This is a genomic window from Robiginitalea rubriflava (assembly GCF_052540725.1).
This window is the reverse complement of record NZ_CP199309.1, coordinates 1-20,000: the sequence shown is the minus strand read 5'-3', so window position 1 is coordinate 20,000 and position 20,000 is coordinate 1. Positions and strand designations below refer to the sequence as shown.

Sequence of the window (20,000 nt, the reverse complement as noted above, 5' to 3'; positions counted from 1 at the left end):
TATTTTTGCTATAACATTCCTGCTGGTTTTTTATCTGATCGGACTGCTGACCATTACATTTTGCCTTACATTATTAGGCCTGATGTTGAACAAGGATGAAATCCCGAAATGGTTAAAATATTGGTTTGGAATACCCATGATAATGTTTATCAGTCTGGGAATGGTACTGACTTTTATAGACTTCGCTACTCAAGGCTGGCTGAAGAAAAAGAAATGGACTACTTTTTTTTACTATCCTGTTTATTGGGTCTTTAAGTATTTGACGCTCTCCATCTTATATCGCCCTATGGTTTATAATTTTCTGGATACCCGATTCGGAAAACGCTTGAGTTTTTTTGTGGTACCCATCTATTTGACGGGCACCATTCTGGTTGGAACGGGTTTTAGCACCTCCAATTACCTTACCAAGGATATGAATTCAAACTCATATACAGCAAACCAGTCCAATTACGAAGATCAGATGCAAGGGAAGAATGTTTTTGCGGACAGGGCCTCCATACCTTCGCGAACCATTTACAAACCGGCCTTGCCTGTTTTTATTGTTTATGGGAAATCTGTAGAGGACGATGTTTTTCGCTTTAATGAATCGCTTAAACCGGATCAGGACAGGCGGGGTATTTACTCACTTTTCGGAGACGGAACGGTTTCTTTTAGCCAACGAACTAATAAACTAAAAGATTATTTGGAAACCCTACAGGAGATGTATACCCTTAAAATCGACAGCATTCCCTACAAACCTACCTTTCTTTATGTTGAAAACCCGCAAAAACAGATCGGCTATGAAACAACCCTGGACCTGCAAGGGATTCCAAGAGGTAAACACGTTTTAAATATTACCCGAAAGGATTTCAGGGAGGATTCGGTTTATATCCGATCTATTATCAGAATACCTTTCTGGTATTATCCGGAATAGGGTTTAAGAAAAAACTAAAACCAAAAGCTTTAGATAAATAATGGCTTTTTCCAAAATGAAAATCAGCTATAGAGACGAAGAATATTGGAATACCGGAACGCACGCCCTGGGAATATTGCTGGGGGTAATCGGGATGATATACCTGCTTTTAAATGTCAGAGAAGCCGGTAGTGCACTCAAGGCAGGACTCTGGATCTACAGTTTATCCGTAATCCTGCTTTTCAGTGCATCCACCATTTATCACGCAGTTGCAAATCCGGGGATTAAGCGAAAACTTCGAATCCTGGATCATATCAGTATTTATTATTTGATTGCAGGTACTTATACCCCTGTATGCCTTTCGGTTCTGGAGGGCAGCAGGGGGGACCTCATACTTTGGGCAGTTTGGGGGATGGCCCTGTTCGGTACCGTCTTAAAACTATTTTTTACGGGAAAGTTCGAGCTCTTTTCGCTGCTTTTGTACCTCTTAATGGGATGGTTGATTGCCTTTGATTTCCAGGTGCTATCGGATGCAATTTCAGAGTTGGAATTATTCTGGCTTGCTGCCGGAGGTGCTTTCTATACCCTGGGTATATTTTTTTATGCCATGAGGAGGATTCCCTTTAACCATATGATCTGGCATTTCTTTGTACTTGGAGGAGCTATCTCGCATTGGATATTTATCTACCACATAACTCTTGCATAAGCTGTGCTTAAAGTAAAAATGCCAGGACCATACCCAAAATAATCACAGCCAGCTTTCGGCGGTTAAAGGAGTGGTCTTTTGAGCTTTCGAAGAGGATAATGGTCGATACGTGCAAAACAACACCAATAACCAGTGAAAGGAGGTAAGGGTAATATTGGTGTACAGGTGCATATTGACTTAAGACGGTTCCCAAAGGGGTCATCAGGGCAAAGAGGATGATAAAAAACCAGATGTAGCGCGTGCTTAAGGGAGATTTTAACAGAAAACTCCCCAGGATCAGTACAACTGGTACTTTGTGTACGATAATTGCCCAAACAAAATCCCGGTTTTCTTCCAGGGGAATCCCCTCCAGGAAGGCGTGAATACAGAGGCTGATAAATAGTAGCCAGGGAAAGTTCAGATCCTGTTTAAACCCGTGTACATGCCCGTGTTCGGCTCCTTTCGAAAAGAATTCAAGAAGGATTTGAAGTAAAATACCTATTGCTATAAATATTCCGGCGATACGGTCATTTTGGATGGCATAGGCAGATGGAAGCAACTCAAAAAGGGTTAGTGCGAGTAAAAAGGCTCCGCTGAAAGCCAAAAGCAGGTTGTAATTTCGGTTTTGAAGGGACCTGAAAAAATACAAAACTGCAAAACTGCTTATAACGGACAGGGCAGGGAGCACAATTTGAAACAAAGGGAAGGTGTCTGTAATCATAAAATCAGTTCCGCCGTAAAATTAGTGTATTTTTGGGCTATAAAGATCATTATTGATGTCGGGAAATTTTGAAATGGTTGCCAAAACGATGTACGGCCTGGAGCCCGTATTGGCAAAGGAATTATTGAGGCTGGGAGCAGGGAACGTAAAAGAGGGGGTTCGCTGTGTTTTTTTTGAAGGAGACAAGGGGTTTATGTACAAAGCCAATCTTTGCCTGCGAACGGCCCTTCGGATACTCAAACCTGTAAGGACTTTTAAGGTAAAGGGCCCCGAAGACCTCTATCGGGAAATTCAGCAAATTGACTGGAGTCAGTTCATGGATGCCGAAAATACTTTTGTAGTGGATACTGTGCTCAATAGCGAGCATTTTTCCCATTCCCTTTTCGTTTCTCAAAAAGTCAAGGATGCCATAGTGGACCAGTTCAGAAAGAAACACGGCAGCCGACCCGGTGTATCGGTATCCGATCCCGATTTACGCCTGCATCTGCACCTGCAGGGTACTGTGGCACATTTATCCCTGGATAGTTCCGGCAATTCGCTGCACCTCAGGGGCTACCGCCAGGAGACGAATATTGCGCCTTTAAATGAGGTTCTGGCTGCTGGAGTACTGTTATTAAGCGGGTGGAACGGGCATTCGGATTTGCTGGATCCCATGTGTGGAAGTGGTACTTTGCTAATTGAAGGCGCCATGATTGCCTGCAATATCCCGGCAAATATAAACAGACCCTCATTTGGTTTTGAGCGCTGGAAGGATTTCGACCCGGAGCTCTTCCAGATTATCAGATCAGCCGCCCTGGATAAAACAAGAGATTTTCACTTTAGCATACGAGGATATGATAAAGCACCTTCGGCGGTTCGCAAAGCGAGGGAGAACATTGAGAATGCAAACCTTGCAGAATTCATTCGTGTAGACCAGAAGAATTTTTTTGAAACCGAAAAGGAAACAAAGGGGCCTTTACTGCTGGTTACCAACCCTCCTTACGGGGAACGCCTGCCGGTTTCCCTGGAAAATTTTTATAAAGAGATAGGCGACTGCCTGAAGCAGCATTACAAAAATACCAGGGCCTGGTTGCTCATGGGGAATCTGGAAGCTTTAAAGAAGGTCGGTCTGAGGGCTACCCGTAAGATTAAATTATTTAATGGAGGAATAGAATCGCGACTGGCGCTCTTTGAGGTCTACGAAGGCAGTAAAAAGGCTAAATATCAATAAGTTACATCTATCCAAGTGAACTAAGCCGTATGGGTTTACTGCTCTTCACGGGGCTTGGGTGCAACCCTCGTTTTTTTGTAAAGGGGAAGAAAATAGGTTAGTGTATAGTTAAAGCCGACCCCAAAACTACTTCCATCTGTAACCCGGTTAAATCCGGGGATCCAGAGGTTTGGAAAAACTTCGGATTCTTTGTTGGTAATCAAAAGGCCCAGGCGAACCGATGCCCCTAGATAAAAGTTTGCAATTATTTCAGCCTTGACCCCCAGCAAAAGCTCCAGCCAGGAGGCGTTCAGCCCACTGAATTCCTGAGGCTGGTCTGAGCCTGTAACAAAGCCTCCCGGGTTCCAGTAGCGGTTACTGTCATAGAGCGAATAGGAATTTAAGGTGTTGCTGAAAGCACTGAAGGCATAGCGCGCGCCCACAAAAAGGCTGTTGTTCATTCCATACCAGTTCTCATAGGTATTGTAATCAACTCCTACCTTAAGGTAGCTACCGGAAGCTTCGTAATCATAGAGGGATATGATATTTATGTCCTGTTCATTATCCAGGAGTTCCCTGGTAGTTTTGGATTCATTTCCCAATTCGGCAGCCAGGTAAAATTTATAACTTAAACGATAATCCCCTACCAATTCAATACCGGAATAATCCTCATTCAAAGTAGCGATAAGCGGTCTGCTCAGATCAATACCTACCCTCAGGCCATACTCTTCGGATTTACGGATGCTGTCTTGGGTGATATTTCCCGCTGCCTGTCCGTAAAGCTCTGCCGGCTGGCCAATGGCCATAATGAATAGAAAACTAATGAAAAATCGAAACATGGGCGCTGTCTTGTTTTCGAATGATTCCATTGATTATATTAAAATCCTGTATCCAGTTTTCAGAATCGGCCTGTACAGAGACCTGCAGGTCCTCAAAAGTAGCAACAAAACCGCAGGCACGGGATATAAATTCTTCCCTGTTGGAATAACTGAAGGTAAGTGTATCCGGATTTCCGGTCTCTGCTCCCGGGTCCCCGTCAGAATTCAATATAAAAACAAATCGGGTTTCGCCTTCACCTATGCGCAGGGGCAGGCTTATGGAATCTAAATTTGATCGGTCTGCGATGGTATTTACCACTTCTTCCTGTCCGAGTCCGATAATCCGAAGACTATTCGCGGTTTTAGGACTTTCAGGAGCTGCATTGTCATAGAACCTGATTAGCAATAGCGGGGTATCCCCATCCACGCATATATCGTCTTTCTCACATGCCTGTACAGCAATAAGTACGGCCAAGGAAACCAGGATTCCTGAATGCCGGATGAGCCGGATGATAAATAATTGATAATTCTTCAAGGCCTTAAATTAGGTATTTGAGCGAGCTTTTAAAAGTACGATATTTTCCACATGTTGTGTTTGGGGGAACATGTCCACTGCCTGTGAGCAAACCAGTTCGTACTGTTCAGACATCAGTGCCAGGTCCCTGGCCTGGGTCGCGCTGTTACAACTGACATATACAATCTTTTCAGGTGCAATTTTCAGGATCTGTTCTACCACCTGCTTATGCATCCCGTCCCTTGGCGGATCCGTAATAATCAAGTCTGGATGTCCGTGCTCATTCAGGAAATCGTCCGTAAACAATTCTTTCATATCCCCTGCATAAAAGGCAATATTATCAATGCCGTTATCCTTTGCATTCATTTTTGCAGCCTCCACGGCTTCCGGTACGGCTTCAATCCCGATTACCCTGTCGGCCTGCCGGGCTATAAACTGTGCAATGGTACCCAGGCCGGTATACAGGTCATATACGAGTTCAGATCCCTGCAGGTTTGCAAACTCTCTTACTTTCTTATATAAATTATAGGCCTGTTCTGAATTGGTCTGGTAAAAAGATTTTGGGGTAATCCTGAATTGCAGGTCCTCCATCTGTTCGGTAATATAAGGTTCCCCCGCATAACAATGCAGTTCCTGGTCGTAGAGCGTGTCGTTCGCCTTGGTATTTATTACATAATACAAAGACTCAATCTGCGGAAAGGAATCCCTGAGGTACTCCAGTAATCCTTCGCGTTGTTCCTTTCTGTCTTCAAAAAATTGCAATAGCACCATTACCGCACCTGCTGTGGTATTTCGGATCATCAGGGTCCTTAATAATCCTTTTTGTTTTTTGGGGTCAAAAAATGAAAGCCCGTGTTCTGTGGCATAAGCCCGTATCCCAAGTCTTATGGCATTGGAGGGGGCTGCCTGCAAATGACATTCCTTCAGGTCGAGCACCTTGTCCCACATGCCCGGAATATGTAGCCCCAGGGCATTTTTGTCTTCAACCGCCTTCTGAGATTCGATTTCACTGCTGTCCAGCCAGCGGTTGTTCGAGAAGGAAAACTCCATTTTATTGCGATAGAAATAGGGGCTGGGAGCCGCAAGAATAGGGTATACTTTTCCGATTGTGACTTTGCCAATCCTTTGAAGGTTTGAAAGGACCTCTTCCTGCTTGTGCTGCAACTGGGCGGAGTAGGCCATATGTTGCCATTTACATCCGCCGCAGGTACCGAAATGAATACATTCAGGATTAATCCGATCTTTGGATGGGCTGAGAATGTCCGTTGCCACACCTTCGTAATACGCCCTCCTTTTACGGGTAGTCTGAACCCGGACTACATCTCCCGGCACCGCATTAGAAAGGAATATTACCCGCCCATCCGGGGCCTGGGCGATCGACTTGCCTTTCGCTCCTGCCCGAAGCACTTCCACCTCTTCAAAGATTTTTCTGTTGTTCTTTTTCCGCATGAGGCAAATGTACTAATCCCAGCCAATTATATTTTACTTAATATGCATCTTATAAGTTCTGCCTGACAGAAGTTTTTTTGAACCTGAAAGCAAATTCACTGTCTAAAGAGTAGAAGCATGAAAAAAATCAGTAAGGTTGTTGACGGACTACTGGTACTCCAGTACAGGGCAGGGGATAAGCGGGCCTTGGATTTACTCATCCGCCGGTACCACAAAAAACTCTGCAGACACGCTTACAGATATACAAAGGATAAGGATACAGCAAGAGATGTGGTACAGGAAAGCTGGAAACGGGCTATTAACGGGATAAGTAAACTCAGAGAACCCAATACCTTTGGCAGCTGGATTATGACCATCGTTACCCGGAAAGCGCTTGATTATCTGGCTAAAAAGGGTAAGGAGCGTCAGCGGCTAAAGGAATTCCATTTTTTGGAAAAGCAGCCTGCGGATACAGAAAATAATTATGGTCCTGAGATAATAATCAGCTTGCGGAGGGCAATTGAATCACTAAAAACGGATCATCAGGTCGTACTGAAGTTATTTTATACGGAGTCTTACTCTCTTAATGAGATTTCTGAGATTACCGGGGTTTCCGTAGGCACCGTGAAATCCAGGTTGTTTCATGCCAGGGAAAAATTAAAAACCATTTTAAATACTAAAAGATGAAAAAAGATCTAGAAGAAATAGACAAAATGATCAAAGAGGCCCTTTCAGAGGAAGAAGCGGCTTTTTATGATGAATTAAATGAGCTTCCGGTATTGAGTAAACTGGGTGAGGTATACAGGGGAAGCCTGGGGTGGCTTGCAATCCTGATGAACTTCCTGATTGTGGTGCTGTTTGCGGGCTTTGTTTACAGTTTATATGCATTTATCAATTCAGAAAGTATTGAAGACCTGATTCGCTGGGCCGCTGCCGGATTTTTATGTATGAGCGCAGTGGGTATTTTAAAGTTGTATTTCTGGATGCAGATGGACAAAAATGATATAAAGCGAGAACTAAAACGGATTGAATTACAAATTGCTGCACTGAGCTCTAAAGCGTCCAAATAAGCCTTGTTAAAACTGGGGAATACGTTAATATTTAATACATTTATGCTCTGCAATAGGATGATTTCTCTCCCTAAGAAGGAATTGTATTTGTTTAAGCCAAATTTCTATGTGATGTCAGTTTTAGAACACATGAGCTCGGCCGAGGCCATTCAGCTGGAGGCAAAATACGGGGCTCAGAATTACCATCCGCTGCCTGTTGTCCTTAAAAAAGGAGAAGGGGTATATGTATGGGACGTAGAAGGGAAGCGCTATTACGATTTCCTTTCTGCCTATTCAGCAGTAAACCAGGGGCATTGTCACCCAAAAATAACGGAAGCCCTGAAAGCTCAGGCAGATCAGCTAACCCTTACATCCAGGGCTTTTTACAACGATCAGTTGGGGCCATACGAAAAGTACATTACCGAATATTTCGGTTTTGACAAAGTCTTGCCGATGAACACAGGGGCCGAGGCTGTTGAGACGGCCATCAAACTTGCGCGGAAATGGGGGTATGAGAAAAAAAGGATTCCGGCAAACCAGGCTAAGATTATTGTTTGTCAGAACAATTTTCACGGCCGGACCATCACTATAATATCTGCATCCAACGATCCGGTGGCCACGGAGAATTTCGGGCCGTTTACCCCAGGGATTGTCAGTATCCGTTATAATGATATTGCCGCTTTACGGGAAGCAATAGACGATAAGACAGCAGCTTTTTTGGTTGAACCCATTCAGGGGGAAGCCGGGGTGTATGTTCCGGATGAAAACTACCTGAAGCAGGCCTACGAGATATGCCGGGAGGCCAATGTGTTGTTCATTGCCGATGAAGTACAGACCGGCATTGCCAGAACGGGCCGTCTGCTGGCCAGTTGTGGTAACTGCAGTTGTCCGGATAAAAACTGCAGCGGGAAACCGGAGGTCAAACCCGATGTACTGATTCTTGGAAAGGCTATTTCTGGCGGTGTTTTTCCGGTTTCTGCAGTACTGGCAGACAAGCATATCATGGAAGTGATCAGACCCGGAAACCACGGATCTACTTTTGGAGGAAATCCGCTGGCCTGTGCTGTAGCTATGGCTGCACTGGAAGTGGTGCGGGACGAGAATCTTGCTGATAGAGCTGATCGGCTGGGTCGCATTTTCCGGGAGAAAATGCAGGAAATAATTGATGAAAACGATCTGGTTACCCTGGTAAGGGGCAAAGGTCTGCTCAATGCCATTGTAATAAATGATACAGAAGACAGTTCCACTGCCTGGGATATTTGTATGGCCCTTGCCGAAAACGGACTGCTGGCCAAACCTACCCACGGGAATATCATTCGTTTTGCACCACCTCTTGTTATGACGGAGGAACAACTTCTGGACTGTGTCGAGATAATACGTAAAACACTAAATTCCTTTAGGAAGTAGACAAAAAAAAACCCGGAGTATTACTCCGGGTCTTTTTTTTAGCTCTTTCAGGAACGCACTTCTTTAATTCGCGCCTTTTTACCGGTGAGGCCACGGAAGTAGAAGATTCGCGCCCGGCGTACTTTTCCGCGCTTATTGATCTCAATTTTTTGCAAAGCAGGCATGTTCATCGGAAAAATCCGTTCAACTCCAACAGTACCACTCATTTTACGGATAGTGAAGGTTTCGGTTGCTCCGCTTCCCCTGCGCTGTATAACAACACCCTTGAAGAACTGGGTACGGGTCTTCTCACCTTCCTTGATTTCATAATATACCGTAATGGTATCCCCGGCCGAGAATTCCGGGAAGTCCTTTTTGCTTATAAATTCGTTTTCTACAAATTTGACTAACGATTCCATCGTTTTGATTTAAGTTTCTTCAAGCCAACGTTCACGGACTTCGTCAGAGGTTGACTCAAAATCGTTTGCAAAAATAACGCAATAATTGCAACTGACAATATTTTTGAACAAAAATAAAAACTAAGATTGGTCCAGAAGGTCAGGCCTGCGTTCGGCGGTACGCTTGTAAGCTTCTGCCTCCCTCCAGGCCTCAATTTTTTCAAAATTCCCGCTGGTCAGTACTTCCGGGACTTTCATTCCCTTAAATTCCCTGGGCCGTGTATATACCGGAGGCGCCAGTAACTGATCCTGAAAACTGTCCGTAAGGGCAGAGGTTTCATCATTCAGCACACCCGGAATCAAACGGATGATGGCATCACATAATACAGCGGCTCCGAGTTCCCCTCCGGAAAGGACATAATCCCCGATAGATACCTCGCGGGTTATCCAAATATCCCGGATTCGCTGGTCGACGCCCTTGTAATGTCCGCATAGGATTATTATGTTTTCCTTCAGCGAGAGCGTATTAGCCGTTTGCTGATTCAGGGTGCTGCCGTCCGGTGTCATATAGATGATCTCGTCATAGGAGCGCTCAGAACTCAGCTTTTGCATGCATTTATCGATAGGCTCAGGCATCAGTACCATTCCCGCGCCACCTCCAAACTGGTAATCGTCTACTTGTTTGTATTTGTTTGAAGCGTAATCCCGCAGGTTGTGCATATGCACTTCCACCAGCCCTTTTTCTATAGCCCTTTTCAGGATGGAGGCCTCAAAGGGGCTTTTTAAAAGCTCTGGCAGGACCGTGATAATATCAATTCGCATTATTGACGGATTTTAATTTCAGGAACCTTCAACGCTCCAAAAGTAATGAAAACAATTAGAGTCTTTCTTCCATCCCAAACGTTCATATAGCAATTGCGCAGGGTTGTCCCTTGCCGTTTCCAGGGCCAGACCTGCGGCTTTTTGTTCGATGCAATAGGCCTTTGCCTTCTTTAAAAGAGCGGTCCCTATTCCTGATTTTCTTTGGGCTGGGGCAACAAAAAGATCATTCAGTGTGTAGATGCGCTTTAACCGCACCGTCGAAAAGGAAGGGTATAGTTGCACAAATCCCACAGGACGATTTGCTATCCTGCCCATAAAGATCACTGAATCTTCATTGGAAAGGCGCTGTTGTAAAAAATTCTTTGCAGCTTGGGAATCCGAGGGTTGCTCGTAAAATACCCGGTAGCCATCCAGGAGCAAGCTCAGTTCCTGCAGGTGAGACAGATCGGCGCGTATAATTTCCATGGCTCAAAAAAAAAAGGCCCCTCAGGGGCCTGCTAAATTATTTGGATTTACGGTACTTATTGATTTCATCCTGCAATTGCCGGCTTATTCGCTGCTCGCGTTCCAGAGCCTTCCGGCGATGATCTTCATATTCAGTTTCCAGGTCTGAAAGTTTAACCTTTGCCTCCTGAGTCAAAATATTGCTTCTTCTGAAACGGTAAATAAATAACAGTAAAAGCAATGAAAGCCCGAGGATAATAGTCCATAAAATGATATTGTAGGTAGCTTTGGAAACCAAGGCACCAAACAATGACATACTGTCTTTTTCCTCGGTTACGGAATTGAGTTGCGCCGTTGTTTCTTCTAACTTGGAATTTAAACTGGCTATTGTTGCCTCCTGTCTTGAGATGGTTGCGTTCAGCTCACTGGCCTTTGTACCTGCCGCTTTAAGACTGTCCAGCACATTGGAGCGGAGTTTGTCGAGATTGATGGCTCGCACCACTTCATACCTGCGTCCATCGGCATTGTAATTTCCCGATTTTTTGAAAATGAATTCGAACTGGCTTTCGATGGTGCCGGCATTCAGGGAGCCCTCATCCCCGGAATCCTGAGCGAACTGCAAACCACAGCTGAACAGGGCAAGGAGCAATAGGTATAGCTTAAAAGACTTCATTTCAGTTTGTTCTAAGTAGTTAATACGATTTAAGGTGGGGCTAAAGTAGTTCAATATTCTGAAAAAGAAAAAAAAAGCCTTATTTCCTCCCCGCAGACAGGGAGGTGCCAATCGCTTCGGTCAGACTTATTCAGCAGCCGTTAATAATAGGTATACCTCCGGACTTTGGCGATATATTTGGAGAGGCGGATTACCTGATGCGCATAGCCATATTCGTTATCGTACCAGATATATAGAATCAGGTTTTTTCCGTTATCAGTTACGATAGTGGCACGACTATCATAAATGGCGGGAGCCGAAGTGCCGATGATATCTGAAGAAACCAGCTCGTTGCTCATGGAATACTTTATCTGTTCCACCAAATCTCCTTCCAGGGCGTATTTCTTCAAAATGGTGTTAACACCTTCCAGACTCGTTTTATTTTTTAACTGTAAATTAAGTATTGCCAGTGATCCGTTGGGTACCGGAACACGGATGGCATTGGAAGTCAGTTTTCCTTCCAGGGATGGAAGTGCTTTTGCCACCGCCTTTCCGGCCCCGGTTTCGGTTATAACCATATTTAAAGCAGCGGCCCTGCCCCGCCGGTACTTTCCGTGGATGTTGTCCACCAGGTTCTGGTCGTTCGTATAGGCGTGAATGGTTTCCAAATGTCCCTTTTCGATTTCCAAGGAATCTTCAATTACTTTTAAAACAGGGGTTATCGCATTGGTCGTGCAGGATGCGGCCGAATAAATATCCACAGCATCCGGATCGAAATCGTTCTGGTTTACACCGTGAACAATGTTTGGAACATCCTTCCCGGGAGCCGTCAGCAAAACTTTGGCTGCTCCCTTGGCCTTAAGGTGCCTCCCCAGAGATTCCTTGTCCCGGAAAGCCCCGGTATTGTCAATAATTAAAGCTTCGGTAATACCGTATTGGGTATAATCTATATCCTCAGGTGCCTCGGCACTGATCATATGTACTGTGGTGCCATTTATATATAAAATACTGTTTTCGGCATCTGCCTCCACGGTACCTTTGAATTCCCCATGAACAGAATCAGTTCGGAGCAGCATTGCCCTTTTTTCCAGCTTTTCGGCACTCATCGAACCTCTCGTGACAATAGCTCTCAGGCGTAACTGGCTACCCTTCCCGGTTTTGGTCATCAGTTCTCGGGCCAGAAGCCTCCCAATACGCCCAAAACCATATAGGACCACGTCTTTGGGAGCAATTTCCGGATAGCTCTGGGCATCTTTTAATTTATCCAGCACAAAGGCCTTGACATTGTGGTATTTACTATGGCTGTCCGAATGGTATTCATAGGTGAGCTTCCCTATATCCAGTTTTGAGGGGGGCAGCGCAATGTCATTGATCGCCCTGAGCAGTTCAACTGAATCAAAAATGGAGATGGGCTTTTGTACAAACTGCCCGGCATACTCATGCAGATTGATGATTTCACTGACATTTTTATCGATGATCTGGTTCTTGAAAAGGACCACTTCAATAGCCTTGTCATACCATAGATCGCTGATAATTTTGATAAATTCGGTGGTTGCTTTTCTCCGATCTGCCTGAAAGGCCAGCTCCTTCTCGTAAGAGTTGGATTTTTTCATGAATCAGTTGTTTAAAATCTCGGCAAAATTAGCTATTTCAAACGTTTTCGCACAAGGTTTTGTCCATAAAAAAACACCTGCTTCAAAAGAGCAGGTGTTTTTCCGTTTGAACACATTTATTGAAAAATAATTCGTTCTTTCTCGCCTTTTTTATCTAAAAGGGTGATGCTGCTTTTGCGGTAACGGGAAATGTCTCCAAAAAGTTCTTTAGCCTTATGTATATCTGTAATATCCTTATCATCTACCTGAAGAATAATTTTCCCCATAAGGTCGTACCCCCTGTAGGTTTCGGGTACTCCCACTATTTTTACGCCCTTTTTGACCTTGTACTCTTTCTTGTCAGCTTCGGACAGGTTTTTTACGGTAAGCCCTAAGGCAGGTAAGTTAATGGTCTGGCGTTCTTTTAGGGTTACCGGCAGCAGTAATTTTTCCCCGTCCCGCACCAGGGTAACTTCCACCTGGTCGCCGGGGCGTTTGGTAGAAATATATCCCACCAGATCAGCAAATTTGCGGACCTTGATATCATCTATTCTTTTAATGATGTCACCCCGCTGTATTTCAGCATCTTCAGCACCGGAATCTTCTTCTACCCCGTCTACGTACACTCCTTCAATTTCATCAAATCCATTTTCCCGGGCGTAAGGGGAATCTAAACGGGGAGATTGTACCCCGAGGATTCCTTTCTGAACATTTCCATATTCCAGAATATCTTCCACTATTTTTCTCGCGATATTGCTGGGTACTGCAAAGGAATACCCGATGTAGGATCCGGTCTGAGAAGTAATGGCTGTGTTGATCCCGATCAGATCACCATTAGTGTTGACCAGAGCCCCTCCGCTGTTTCCCGGATTCACTGCCGCATCAGTCTGTATAAAAGATTGGTTGCGCCCAAGGTCTCTTGCTTTAGCGCTTACAATACCGGCTGTTACTGTTGAGGTAAGGTTAAACGGGTTACCTACTGCCAGTACCCATTGCCCGATACGAACATTGTCGGAATCACCGAAAGCCAGGTAAGGCAAACCTCTTTCCTCGATTTTCAGCAGGGCAATATCTGTATTGGGATCCGTTCCTATGACGGTTGCTTCGTAGGTTTTGTTGTTATTTAAGGTTACCATTAATTCGGTGGCATTCGCAATCACATGGTTGTTGGTTACAATATAGCCATCAGGTGAAATAATAACCCCGGATCCTGTACCCATTTGGACCCTGGGTCGTTCTTCATAGCCATACCAAAATTCCAGCAGGCTGCTGGGCCCCCGGCTGACGGCAACGTTCTTCACATGGACTACAGCGTTAACGGTACTTTCCGCAGCCATAGTAAAATCCACTTCATTGATACCGGCTCCTTTGGCAGATGCCACGGCAGAACTGGTGGTGAAAACCGGAAGCGAATCATTCTGGCTGACTAGGGCGTAATCTGATTTTTCAAAAAATAATTTATAAGTCCCAAGGGTGAGGCCTCCGGCCATCACCGCAACTAGAAATAATCCTGTAAATCGCTTCATTTTCTTCATATTTTTACACTATAAAACTAAGATTTTTGGAAGTATATAATTTTGGTTTAACGTCATTTTAACGGCTGGCACCCGCTATTTATGATGTATCTTTATACGCTTTATTTGGTATGAGTATCTCCTTTTCAAAATATCAGGCAACCGGAAATGACTTTATCCTTATCGATAATCGTCTACAAACATTTCCCAAAAATGATACCAAAGCCATTGCGAAAATGTGCCATAGGCGCTTTGGGGTGGGGGCTGATGGGCTGATCCTGCTGGAAACTGACAATTCGGCAGATTTCAGAATGGTCTACTTCAATTCAGACGGCAAACCGGGGAGTATGTGTGGCAATGGCGGCAGGTGTATCACAGCTTTTGCAAGACAGTTGGGCATCCTTGAAAATACCGGTGAATTTGTGGCCTCCGACGGGCCGCATCAGGTGCGTATACAGGAACAGATTGTTTCGATTCAAATGCAGGAGGTAACCGAAATCCGCGAAAAAGAAGCCTATAGTTTCCTGGATACGGGTTCTCCGCACCACGTACAAATCGTTCTAGACCTGGATGAGCTTGACGTAAAAAAGGAGGGAGCACGTTTGCGTTATGGCCTGTATGGTAAAAAAGGCAGTAATATTAATTTTGTGCTGCCGCTGCAGGATAATCGCTTTAAGGTTCGAACCTACGAACGAGGAGTTGAAGACGAAACCTATTCTTGTGGTACAGGTGTGACAGCAGTAGCCCTGGCCATGCACCATAAGGGCGCATTTGCCTTGGAAGAAGCACAAATAGAAACTTTGGGAGGGCAGCTAAGCGTGCAATTCGCCAAAACAAAAAAAGGAGTTTATAGGAATATCTGGCTAACCGGACCTGCTGTTGAGGTCTTTAAAGGGGTCTGGCCATGAAAGACCTGACAGGAAATCTTATTTACCTCAGGGCTCTGGAGCCCGATGACCTGGATTTTTTGTATCGTATTGAAAACGACGCCTCCATCTGGGAGATCAGTGGCACCTTGCAACCCTATTCCAAACATATTCTGAAAAAATATCTGGAAGCCTCGGGGCGGGATATCTATGAGGCGAAACAACTTCGCCTGGGAGTCTGTACCCAGCAGAAAGAGTTGGTTGGCCTGGTTGACCTCTATAATTTTGACCCTTCAAACGCAAGGGCGGGTGTTGGAATTATTATTGCCGAGGAACGTTCGCGGAATAAAGGCTATGGGGGGGAAGCAATTGAGCTTATTTGCAAATACGGATTCGGGCAACTGGGGCTGCATCAGATCTATGCAGGGGTAGCGGCATCCAATAAGCGAAGTCTGCATCTCTTCAAAAAACTGGGATTTTTGGAAAGCGGAAGGAAAAAAGACTGGCTGAGGCGAAGCGGAGGCTTTGAAGATGAACTGTTTTTACAGAAAATAAAGCAAGATGTACATTAAAAGGATTCTATTACTACTGGTAATTCTCGGGCTGTTAATCGGAGGCCTTTTTGCGGCCATGGTTTACCGTACCTTTCTGTCTCCCAATACCGCATTTGAAAACGAAAAGGCATTTGTTTACATCCGCTCGGATGCAACTTTTGCGGAGGTTAAAGAACAACTCACTCCCTTGCTAAAAAATGTGGATGCTTTTGAGATTGTGGCCAAACGCAAGCAGTATACGGATAATATAAGGGGTGGTAAATTCCCGATAGACGAGGGGATGAGTAACAACGATATAATTAATGCGCTTCGGAGCCGTAATACCCCGGTACTGGTCTCCTTCAACAATCAGGAAACCCCGCAAGACCTTGCGGGCAGAATTGCCTTTCAAATTGAAGCAGACAGCCAGTCGCTGCTGCGGGCAATTACAGATCCGGTGTTCTTAAGGGAAAACGGCTTGTCAAAAGAAGAGTCCCTGGTTCCGTATCTCCCCAATAGCTATGAGTTTTTCTGGAATACGGATGCTGAGGCTTTCCGGGAGCGTATGCTGCAGGAATATAAGCGGTTTTGGACCGATTCCCGCAAGCAAAAAGCGAAAGCCCTGGGGCTGAGTCCTGAAGAGGTTGTTGCCCTGTCCGCGGTTGTGCACAAGGAAACAGTAAAGGCCGATGAGCGTCCGAGGGTTGCCGGAGTCTACCTGAACCGGATCAGGAGGGGCATCCCTTTGCAGGCCGATCCTACGGTTATTTTTGCGATCAAACAGCTGAGCGGGAATTACGATACCATTATCAAACGAGTCCTTTATCGCGACCTGGAACTGGATTCCCCCTTCAATACCTATAAATACAGTGGAATTCCCCCTGGGCCGATATGTATGCCGGATTTATCAGCTATTGAAGCCGTATTAAACCCGGAAAAGCACAATTACCTCTATTTTGTAGCAGACACATCCAATTTCGGATATCACATTTTTGCGGAGACGCTTGCGCAGCATAACCGGAATAAGGCGCAGTACATCCGATGGATCAATTCCAAAGATATCCGCAGGTAGGTAATTCTTCCCCCGATTTTGACCATTCATCCATGAAATAGGTCATTTTAAGAAAATCTTCAGATTCCCGGACTATTTCGGAAGTATCTTTACCCCGAGAACTTTAAGCAGGGACTTCCGGGTCCTGTGAGTCTTAAGAAAACACTTATATGAAAAGATGGATTAGTTTTTTCGGTCCTCTTGTCATGATCTTTTTTTTAGCGAGTTTTGGACTTAAATCCCATGAAAAAAGGGAGGTAAAGGTTCCGGAATCGCTTAAAATGACAATACCTACTTCCGTTCATTACCCGACTCCACGGGAAGAACAGCAAAATTATCAGATCAATCCGCCCTTTTTAGGAGCCTCACTTACAGGTTTCAGGGAGGCATTGGCCTTTAAGGAATCCAGCGGAAATTATTTCAGTATCAACACCCTTGGCTATCTGGGGAAATATCAGTTTGGAATTGGAACCCTTCAATTGATGGGCGTTTACAATGCCACCAAATTCCTTAAGAATCCGGCATTGCAGGAAAAGGTTTTTACCACTAATCTGGCCCGTAATAAATGGATACTGCGTAAAGATATTCCCAGGTTTACCGGTAAGCGGATTAATGGAGTTGAAATAACGGAGTCTGGCATTTTGGCGGCTGCCCACCTGGCCGGCCCCGGAAATGTGCAGAAATACCTTCGTTCCAATGGATCAAGGGAAGTCCTGGACGCCTATGGCACCAGTATTACCCACTACCTGAAGCGCTTTAAGGGGTATGATACCTCAGCAGTCCCCCCAATAAAAAACCCAAAAGTAGATTAAGGGGCTGGCCAAACTATCAGGCCAGCAGACTGAAAATAGTAGGCCGCTTGTTAAGGTCGGCTTTTCCGGCTTGCCATTGAGCAACGCTGTATGTATGTATCTCCTCTGTTTTTAGTGTGAGGTCCGAGGCAAGGCTTAAGAGCGTATCCGGATGCAGGATTTTAAGAAGCTCTTCAAATAATTTTTCATTGCGGTATGGGGTCTCCATAAAGAGTTGGGTCTGTCCGAGATCCCGCGACCTTTTTTCAAGTGTTTTTATAGCTTTCCTGCGCTCAGAAGGGTCAATCGGGAGGTAGCCGTTGAATGCAAAATTCTGCCCGTTCAGGCCTCCAGCCATAAGCGCCAACAGAATGGAGGAGGGTCCTACCAGGGGCACCACCTTTATTCTTTTGGAATGGGCCAGCCGCACGATAACAGCCCCCGGGTCAGCCACTGCCGGGCAACCCGCTTCGGAGAGCAGGCCTACGGACCGGCCTTCCAGGCAAGCTTCCAGGTATTCCGGAAGCAGGGTCTCTTCGGTATATTTGTTTAAAAGAAAAATCTGTAATTGATCCTGCGATTTACGAGGGGTAATCTTTTTAATAAACCTGCGAGCAGAACGCTCATTTTCAACAATATAGGTATCTATTTCTTCAATAGCCCTTTTAATTGCCAGGGGTAGAACCTCCAGCGGTTCCGTTTCCCCAAGGGTAGTGGGGATCATAAATAATTTTCCTTTTGGAATTTCGTCTGTTTCCATAGTTAGGGCTACCCTTGCAGTTGCTTTTTTATATCCTCGCAGGCCTGATCGAGGAGGTCATAGACCTTTTTAAAGCCGTCTTCCCCACCATAATAGGGGTCTGGTACTTCTTTGGTTGGCATCCCAGACCGATCCAGTATGAGGGAAAGTTTGGATAGTTCTTCCCGGTTTCGGGCCAGTGCTTGCAGGTCCGATAAATTAGAGCGGTCCATGGCAAATATATAATCAAAATTTTCAAAATCGCTTTGGCTGAACCTCCGGCATCTTTGGTTGCTGATATCAATCCCGTTTTCCAAAGCAACCGCAATAGATCTTGGGTCTGGCGGATTACCCACGTGGTATCCTGCCGTTCCGGCGGAATCTACAATTACCGATTCCGTTGTCGTTTTTGAGGCCAGGATCCCTTCTGCCAGGGGAGATCTGCAGATATTGCCCAGACAAACCATCAGTACGCGTACCGGCATGGGGGATCAGGAAAATTTCTTGGTTAGATCGTCGATGTACTTCCGGAACTGCTTATCGGTCTCTGCCAGGTTATCAACCGTTTTGCAAGCGTGCAGTACCGTTGCGTGGTCGCGCTTTCCAATTTGGGAACCGATACTGGCCAGCGAGGCCTTGGTAAACTTTTTAGCGAAGAACATGGCCAGCTGTCGTGCCTGAACGATGTGTCGCTTGCGGGTCTTGGATTGAAGGGTGGCCACATCCATCTCGAAATAATCGGACACCACTTTCTGTATATAGTCTATTGAGACCTCCCGTTTCGTATTTTTTACAAATTTCTCAACCACCTGTTGTGCCAGGTCCAGGGTTACTTCCTTTTTATTAAAAGAGGACTGGGCGATAAGTGAAATAATGGCTCCTTCCAGTTCCCGGATATTGGTTTTTATATGCTTGGCGACATACTCAATAATCTCTTCGGGCATTTCAACACCGTCCCTGTATAATTTATTCTTAAGGATGGATATTCGCGTTTCGTAATCTGGGTTTTGCAGTTCTGCAGAAAGCCCCCATTTAAACCGCGATAGCAACCGTTGTTCGATATCCTGCATATCTACAGGTGCCTTATCCGAAGTGAGGATCACTTGTTTTCCATTTTGGTGCAGGTGATTGAAGATGTGGAAAAACACATCCTGTGTCCCCGATTTTCCGGACAGGAATTGCACATCGTCTATGATCAGGACATCTATTAATTGATAGAAATGTATAAAGTCATTCCGGGTATTCTTTTTAACCGATTCAATGTATTGTTGCGTAAATTTCTCAGCGGAAATATACAAGACGGTACGCTCCGGGTATTTGTCCTTTATCTCCACCCCGATGGCGTGTGCCAAATGCGTTTTGCCCAGGCCTACCCCCCCGAAAACCAGCAGTGGATTGAAAGAGGTGCCTCCCGGTTTGTTGGCAACGGCCATCCCGGCCGAACGGGCCAGACGGTTGGAGTCCCCTTCCAGAAAATTATCAAAATTATAGCTGGGGTTGAGTTGTGACTCAATTTTAATGTTCCGGATACCCGGAATCACAAATGGATTCTTAAGTTCCGGGTTCTTGGATTTGATAGGCACATCCATTTCCTGTGCCGCCATTTGACCCCTGTTGGAAGAAGGAATTTTTTCAGTAAAAGGTTCCTTGTTTCCGTAGGTGTTTTCCATTTTAATTACGTAGACCAGTTTAGCTCCTTCTCCTAATTCCCGGGTCAGGGCAACTTTCAGTAATTTAACATAGTGTTCCTCCAGCCATTCGTAGAAAAATTTGGACGGCACCTGTATGCTGAGGGCTTTGTCGGAAAGCTTAACGGGTTTTATGGGTTCAAACCAAGTTTTGAATGCCTGCGGTTGGATATTATCTTTGATAAAAGCCAGACAATTTTTCCATACGGAATTAGCAGTAACATTCAT

General features: G+C 45.2%; 23 protein-coding genes (1 of these 23 running past the window's edge). 10 read left to right on the top strand and 13 right to left on the bottom strand.

Annotated features, from left to right (window positions below):
* Both ACT6NU_RS00115 and trhA read left to right on the top strand, forming a co-directional pair.
* Positions 1–913 carry the 3' portion of a hypothetical protein gene (locus ACT6NU_RS00115; RefSeq protein WP_445382428.1) on the top strand. It extends 401 nt beyond the left edge of the window, so 913 of the gene's 1,314 nt are visible here — the last part of the coding sequence; its start codon lies beyond the left edge, outside the window; it ends in the stop codon at positions 911–913.
* A gap of 55 nt (positions 914–968) precedes the next feature.
* A complete protein-coding gene (gene trhA, locus ACT6NU_RS00110) occupies positions 969–1,598 on the top strand; it encodes a PAQR family membrane homeostasis protein TrhA (RefSeq protein ID WP_445382427.1) in 630 nt (209 codons plus the stop codon).
* A gap of 7 nt (positions 1,599–1,605) precedes the next feature.
* Here the strand turns inward: trhA and ACT6NU_RS00105 are convergent, their stop codons facing one another.
* Positions 1,606–2,298: a ZIP family metal transporter gene (locus tag ACT6NU_RS00105; protein WP_445382426.1), complete on the bottom strand. Its 693-nt coding sequence runs from the start codon at positions 2,296–2,298 to the stop codon at positions 1,606–1,608.
* 55 nt (positions 2,299–2,353) lie between these two features.
* Here ACT6NU_RS00105 and ACT6NU_RS00100 point away from each other — a divergent pair, with 55 nt between their 5' ends.
* Positions 2,354–3,508: a THUMP domain-containing class I SAM-dependent RNA methyltransferase gene (locus tag ACT6NU_RS00100; protein WP_445382425.1), complete on the top strand. Its 1,155-nt coding sequence runs from the start codon at positions 2,354–2,356 to the stop codon at positions 3,506–3,508.
* A gap of 35 nt (positions 3,509–3,543) precedes the next feature.
* Here ACT6NU_RS00100 and ACT6NU_RS00095 read toward each other — a convergent pair whose 3' ends face one another.
* The 3 genes from ACT6NU_RS00095 to rlmD are packed head-to-tail and all read right to left on the bottom strand — an operon-like array spanning position 3,544 to position 6,268.
* Entirely contained in the window at positions 3,544–4,326 is a 783-nt protein-coding gene (locus tag ACT6NU_RS00095; protein WP_445382424.1) for a DUF6048 family protein, read from the bottom strand.
* Entirely contained in the window at positions 4,307–4,840 is a 534-nt protein-coding gene (locus ACT6NU_RS00090; RefSeq protein ID WP_445382423.1) for a DUF6452 family protein, read from the bottom strand. The genes ACT6NU_RS00095 and ACT6NU_RS00090 overlap by 20 nt, the downstream gene beginning before the upstream one ends.
* Before the next feature lie 9 nt (positions 4,841–4,849).
* A complete protein-coding gene (gene rlmD, locus ACT6NU_RS00085; protein ID WP_445382422.1) occupies positions 4,850–6,268 on the bottom strand; it encodes a 23S rRNA (uracil(1939)-C(5))-methyltransferase RlmD in 1,419 nt (472 codons plus the stop codon).
* A gap of 117 nt (positions 6,269–6,385) precedes the next feature.
* Between rlmD and ACT6NU_RS00080 the strand changes: the two genes are divergently transcribed.
* From ACT6NU_RS00080 to rocD, 3 genes are all read left to right on the top strand, one after another.
* On the top strand, positions 6,386–6,934 hold the full coding sequence (locus ACT6NU_RS00080) for an RNA polymerase sigma factor (protein WP_445382421.1): 549 nt from the start codon (positions 6,386–6,388) through the stop codon (positions 6,932–6,934).
* On the top strand, positions 6,931–7,317 hold the full coding sequence (locus ACT6NU_RS00075; protein ID WP_445382420.1) for a DUF6768 family protein: 387 nt from the start codon (positions 6,931–6,933) through the stop codon (positions 7,315–7,317). The genes ACT6NU_RS00080 and ACT6NU_RS00075 overlap by 4 nt, the downstream gene beginning before the upstream one ends.
* A gap of 111 nt (positions 7,318–7,428) precedes the next feature.
* Complete coding sequence (gene rocD, locus ACT6NU_RS00070; RefSeq protein WP_445382419.1) at positions 7,429–8,703, top strand: ornithine--oxo-acid transaminase; 1,275 nt, start codon at positions 7,429–7,431, stop codon at positions 8,701–8,703.
* 47 nt (positions 8,704–8,750) lie between these two features.
* On the opposite strand, the gene rplS is transcribed toward rocD, so the two are convergent.
* The 6 genes from rplS to ACT6NU_RS00040 all read right to left on the bottom strand — a co-directional run bounded on the left by rplS (position 8,751) and on the right by ACT6NU_RS00040 (position 14,116).
* Positions 8,751–9,101 carry a 50S ribosomal protein L19 gene (gene rplS / locus ACT6NU_RS00065; protein WP_445382418.1) on the bottom strand — a complete coding sequence of 117 codons (351 nt, stop codon included), beginning with the start codon at positions 9,099–9,101 and terminating at the stop codon, positions 8,751–8,753.
* Between the two features lie 120 nt (positions 9,102–9,221).
* Positions 9,222–9,902, bottom strand: coding sequence for a tRNA (guanosine(37)-N1)-methyltransferase TrmD (gene trmD, locus ACT6NU_RS00060; protein ID WP_445382417.1), 681 nt, complete (start codon positions 9,900–9,902; stop codon positions 9,222–9,224).
* An 18-nt stretch (positions 9,903–9,920) separates the two neighbouring features.
* Positions 9,921–10,367: a GNAT family N-acetyltransferase gene (locus ACT6NU_RS00055; RefSeq protein ID WP_445382416.1), complete on the bottom strand. Its 447-nt coding sequence runs from the start codon at positions 10,365–10,367 to the stop codon at positions 9,921–9,923.
* A gap of 37 nt (positions 10,368–10,404) precedes the next feature.
* Positions 10,405–11,019: a tRNA (guanine-N1)-methyltransferase gene (locus ACT6NU_RS00050; RefSeq protein ID WP_445382415.1), complete on the bottom strand. Its 615-nt coding sequence runs from the start codon at positions 11,017–11,019 to the stop codon at positions 10,405–10,407.
* A 140-nt stretch (positions 11,020–11,159) separates the two neighbouring features.
* Positions 11,160–12,611 (bottom strand): glyceraldehyde-3-phosphate dehydrogenase, encoded by a 1,452-nt coding sequence (locus ACT6NU_RS00045; protein ID WP_445382414.1) that lies wholly within the window; start codon positions 12,609–12,611, stop codon positions 11,160–11,162.
* Between the two features lie 116 nt (positions 12,612–12,727).
* A complete protein-coding gene (locus ACT6NU_RS00040; RefSeq protein ID WP_445382413.1) occupies positions 12,728–14,116 on the bottom strand; it encodes a S1C family serine protease in 1,389 nt (462 codons plus the stop codon).
* A gap of 119 nt (positions 14,117–14,235) precedes the next feature.
* On the opposite strand from ACT6NU_RS00040, the gene dapF reads away from it, so the two are divergent.
* The 4 genes from dapF to ACT6NU_RS00020 all read left to right on the top strand — a co-directional run bounded on the left by dapF (position 14,236) and on the right by ACT6NU_RS00020 (position 17,366).
* Entirely contained in the window at positions 14,236–15,012 is a 777-nt protein-coding gene (gene dapF / locus ACT6NU_RS00035; RefSeq protein WP_445382412.1) for a diaminopimelate epimerase, read from the top strand.
* A complete protein-coding gene (locus ACT6NU_RS00030; protein WP_445382411.1) occupies positions 15,009–15,542 on the top strand; it encodes a GNAT family N-acetyltransferase in 534 nt (177 codons plus the stop codon). The genes dapF and ACT6NU_RS00030 overlap by 4 nt, the downstream gene beginning before the upstream one ends.
* Positions 15,532–16,575 carry an endolytic transglycosylase MltG gene (gene mltG / locus ACT6NU_RS00025; RefSeq protein WP_445382410.1) on the top strand — a complete coding sequence of 348 codons (1,044 nt, stop codon included), beginning with the start codon at positions 15,532–15,534 and terminating at the stop codon, positions 16,573–16,575. The genes ACT6NU_RS00030 and mltG overlap by 11 nt, the downstream gene beginning before the upstream one ends.
* A 149-nt stretch (positions 16,576–16,724) precedes the next feature.
* The gene (locus ACT6NU_RS00020) at positions 16,725–17,366 is read left to right on the top strand and encodes a hypothetical protein (RefSeq protein WP_445382409.1); all 642 of its coding nucleotides are present in this window, start codon (positions 16,725–16,727) and stop codon (positions 17,364–17,366) included.
* Between the two features lie 16 nt (positions 17,367–17,382).
* Here ACT6NU_RS00020 and ACT6NU_RS00015 read toward each other — a convergent pair whose 3' ends face one another.
* From ACT6NU_RS00015 to dnaA, 3 genes are read right to left on the bottom strand one after another with little or no spacing between them, the layout of a single operon-like run.
* The gene (locus ACT6NU_RS00015) at positions 17,383–18,105 is read right to left on the bottom strand and encodes an SAM-dependent methyltransferase (protein WP_445382408.1); all 723 of its coding nucleotides are present in this window, start codon (positions 18,103–18,105) and stop codon (positions 17,383–17,385) included.
* 8 nt (positions 18,106–18,113) lie between these two features.
* Positions 18,114–18,569, bottom strand: coding sequence for a low molecular weight protein-tyrosine-phosphatase (locus ACT6NU_RS00010; RefSeq protein WP_445382407.1), 456 nt, complete (start codon positions 18,567–18,569; stop codon positions 18,114–18,116).
* Positions 18,570–18,575: 6 nt separating this feature from the next.
* Complete coding sequence (gene dnaA, locus ACT6NU_RS00005) at positions 18,576–20,000, bottom strand: chromosomal replication initiator protein DnaA (RefSeq protein WP_445382406.1); 1,425 nt, start codon at positions 19,998–20,000, stop codon at positions 18,576–18,578.

Bases quoted from the DNA above. Each gene is read 5' to 3' on its own strand.
- trhA (WP_445382427.1), top strand. From the start codon at position 969: ATGAAAATCAGCTATAGAGACGAAGAATATTGGAATACCGGAACGCAC.
- ACT6NU_RS00105 (WP_445382426.1), bottom strand. From the start codon at position 2,298: ATGATTACAGACACCTTCCCTTTGTTTCAAATTGTGCTCCCTGCCCTG.
- ACT6NU_RS00100 (WP_445382425.1), top strand. From the start codon at position 2,354: ATGTCGGGAAATTTTGAAATGGTTGCCAAAACGATGTACGGCCTGGAG.
- ACT6NU_RS00095 (WP_445382424.1), bottom strand. From the start codon at position 4,326: ATGTTTCGATTTTTCATTAGTTTTCTATTCATTATGGCCATTGGCCAG.
- rlmD (WP_445382422.1), bottom strand. From the start codon at position 6,268: ATGCGGAAAAAGAACAACAGAAAAATCTTTGAAGAGGTGGAAGTGCTT.
- ACT6NU_RS00080 (WP_445382421.1), top strand. From the start codon at position 6,386: ATGAAAAAAATCAGTAAGGTTGTTGACGGACTACTGGTACTCCAGTAC.
- ACT6NU_RS00075 (WP_445382420.1), top strand. From the start codon at position 6,931: ATGAAAAAAGATCTAGAAGAAATAGACAAAATGATCAAAGAGGCCCTT.
- rocD (WP_445382419.1), top strand. From the start codon at position 7,429: ATGTCAGTTTTAGAACACATGAGCTCGGCCGAGGCCATTCAGCTGGAG.
- rplS (WP_445382418.1), bottom strand. From the start codon at position 9,101: ATGGAATCGTTAGTCAAATTTGTAGAAAACGAATTTATAAGCAAAAAG.
- trmD (WP_445382417.1), bottom strand. From the start codon at position 9,902: ATGCGAATTGATATTATCACGGTCCTGCCAGAGCTTTTAAAAAGCCCC.
- ACT6NU_RS00055 (WP_445382416.1), bottom strand. From the start codon at position 10,367: ATGGAAATTATACGCGCCGATCTGTCTCACCTGCAGGAACTGAGCTTG.
- ACT6NU_RS00050 (WP_445382415.1), bottom strand. From the start codon at position 11,019: ATGAAGTCTTTTAAGCTATACCTATTGCTCCTTGCCCTGTTCAGCTGT.
- ACT6NU_RS00045 (WP_445382414.1), bottom strand. From the start codon at position 12,611: ATGAAAAAATCCAACTCTTACGAGAAGGAGCTGGCCTTTCAGGCAGAT.
- ACT6NU_RS00040 (WP_445382413.1), bottom strand. From the start codon at position 14,116: ATGAAGCGATTTACAGGATTATTTCTAGTTGCGGTGATGGCCGGAGGC.
- dapF (WP_445382412.1), top strand. From the start codon at position 14,236: ATGAGTATCTCCTTTTCAAAATATCAGGCAACCGGAAATGACTTTATC.
- ACT6NU_RS00030 (WP_445382411.1), top strand. From the start codon at position 15,009: ATGAAAGACCTGACAGGAAATCTTATTTACCTCAGGGCTCTGGAGCCC.
- mltG (WP_445382410.1), top strand. From the start codon at position 15,532: ATGTACATTAAAAGGATTCTATTACTACTGGTAATTCTCGGGCTGTTA.
- ACT6NU_RS00020 (WP_445382409.1), top strand. From the start codon at position 16,725: ATGAAAAGATGGATTAGTTTTTTCGGTCCTCTTGTCATGATCTTTTTT.
- ACT6NU_RS00015 (WP_445382408.1), bottom strand. From the start codon at position 18,105: ATGGAAACAGACGAAATTCCAAAAGGAAAATTATTTATGATCCCCACT.
- ACT6NU_RS00010 (WP_445382407.1), bottom strand. From the start codon at position 18,569: ATGCCGGTACGCGTACTGATGGTTTGTCTGGGCAATATCTGCAGATCT.
- dnaA (WP_445382406.1), bottom strand. From the start codon at position 20,000: ATGAATGTTACTGCTAATTCCGTATGGAAAAATTGTCTGGCTTTTATC.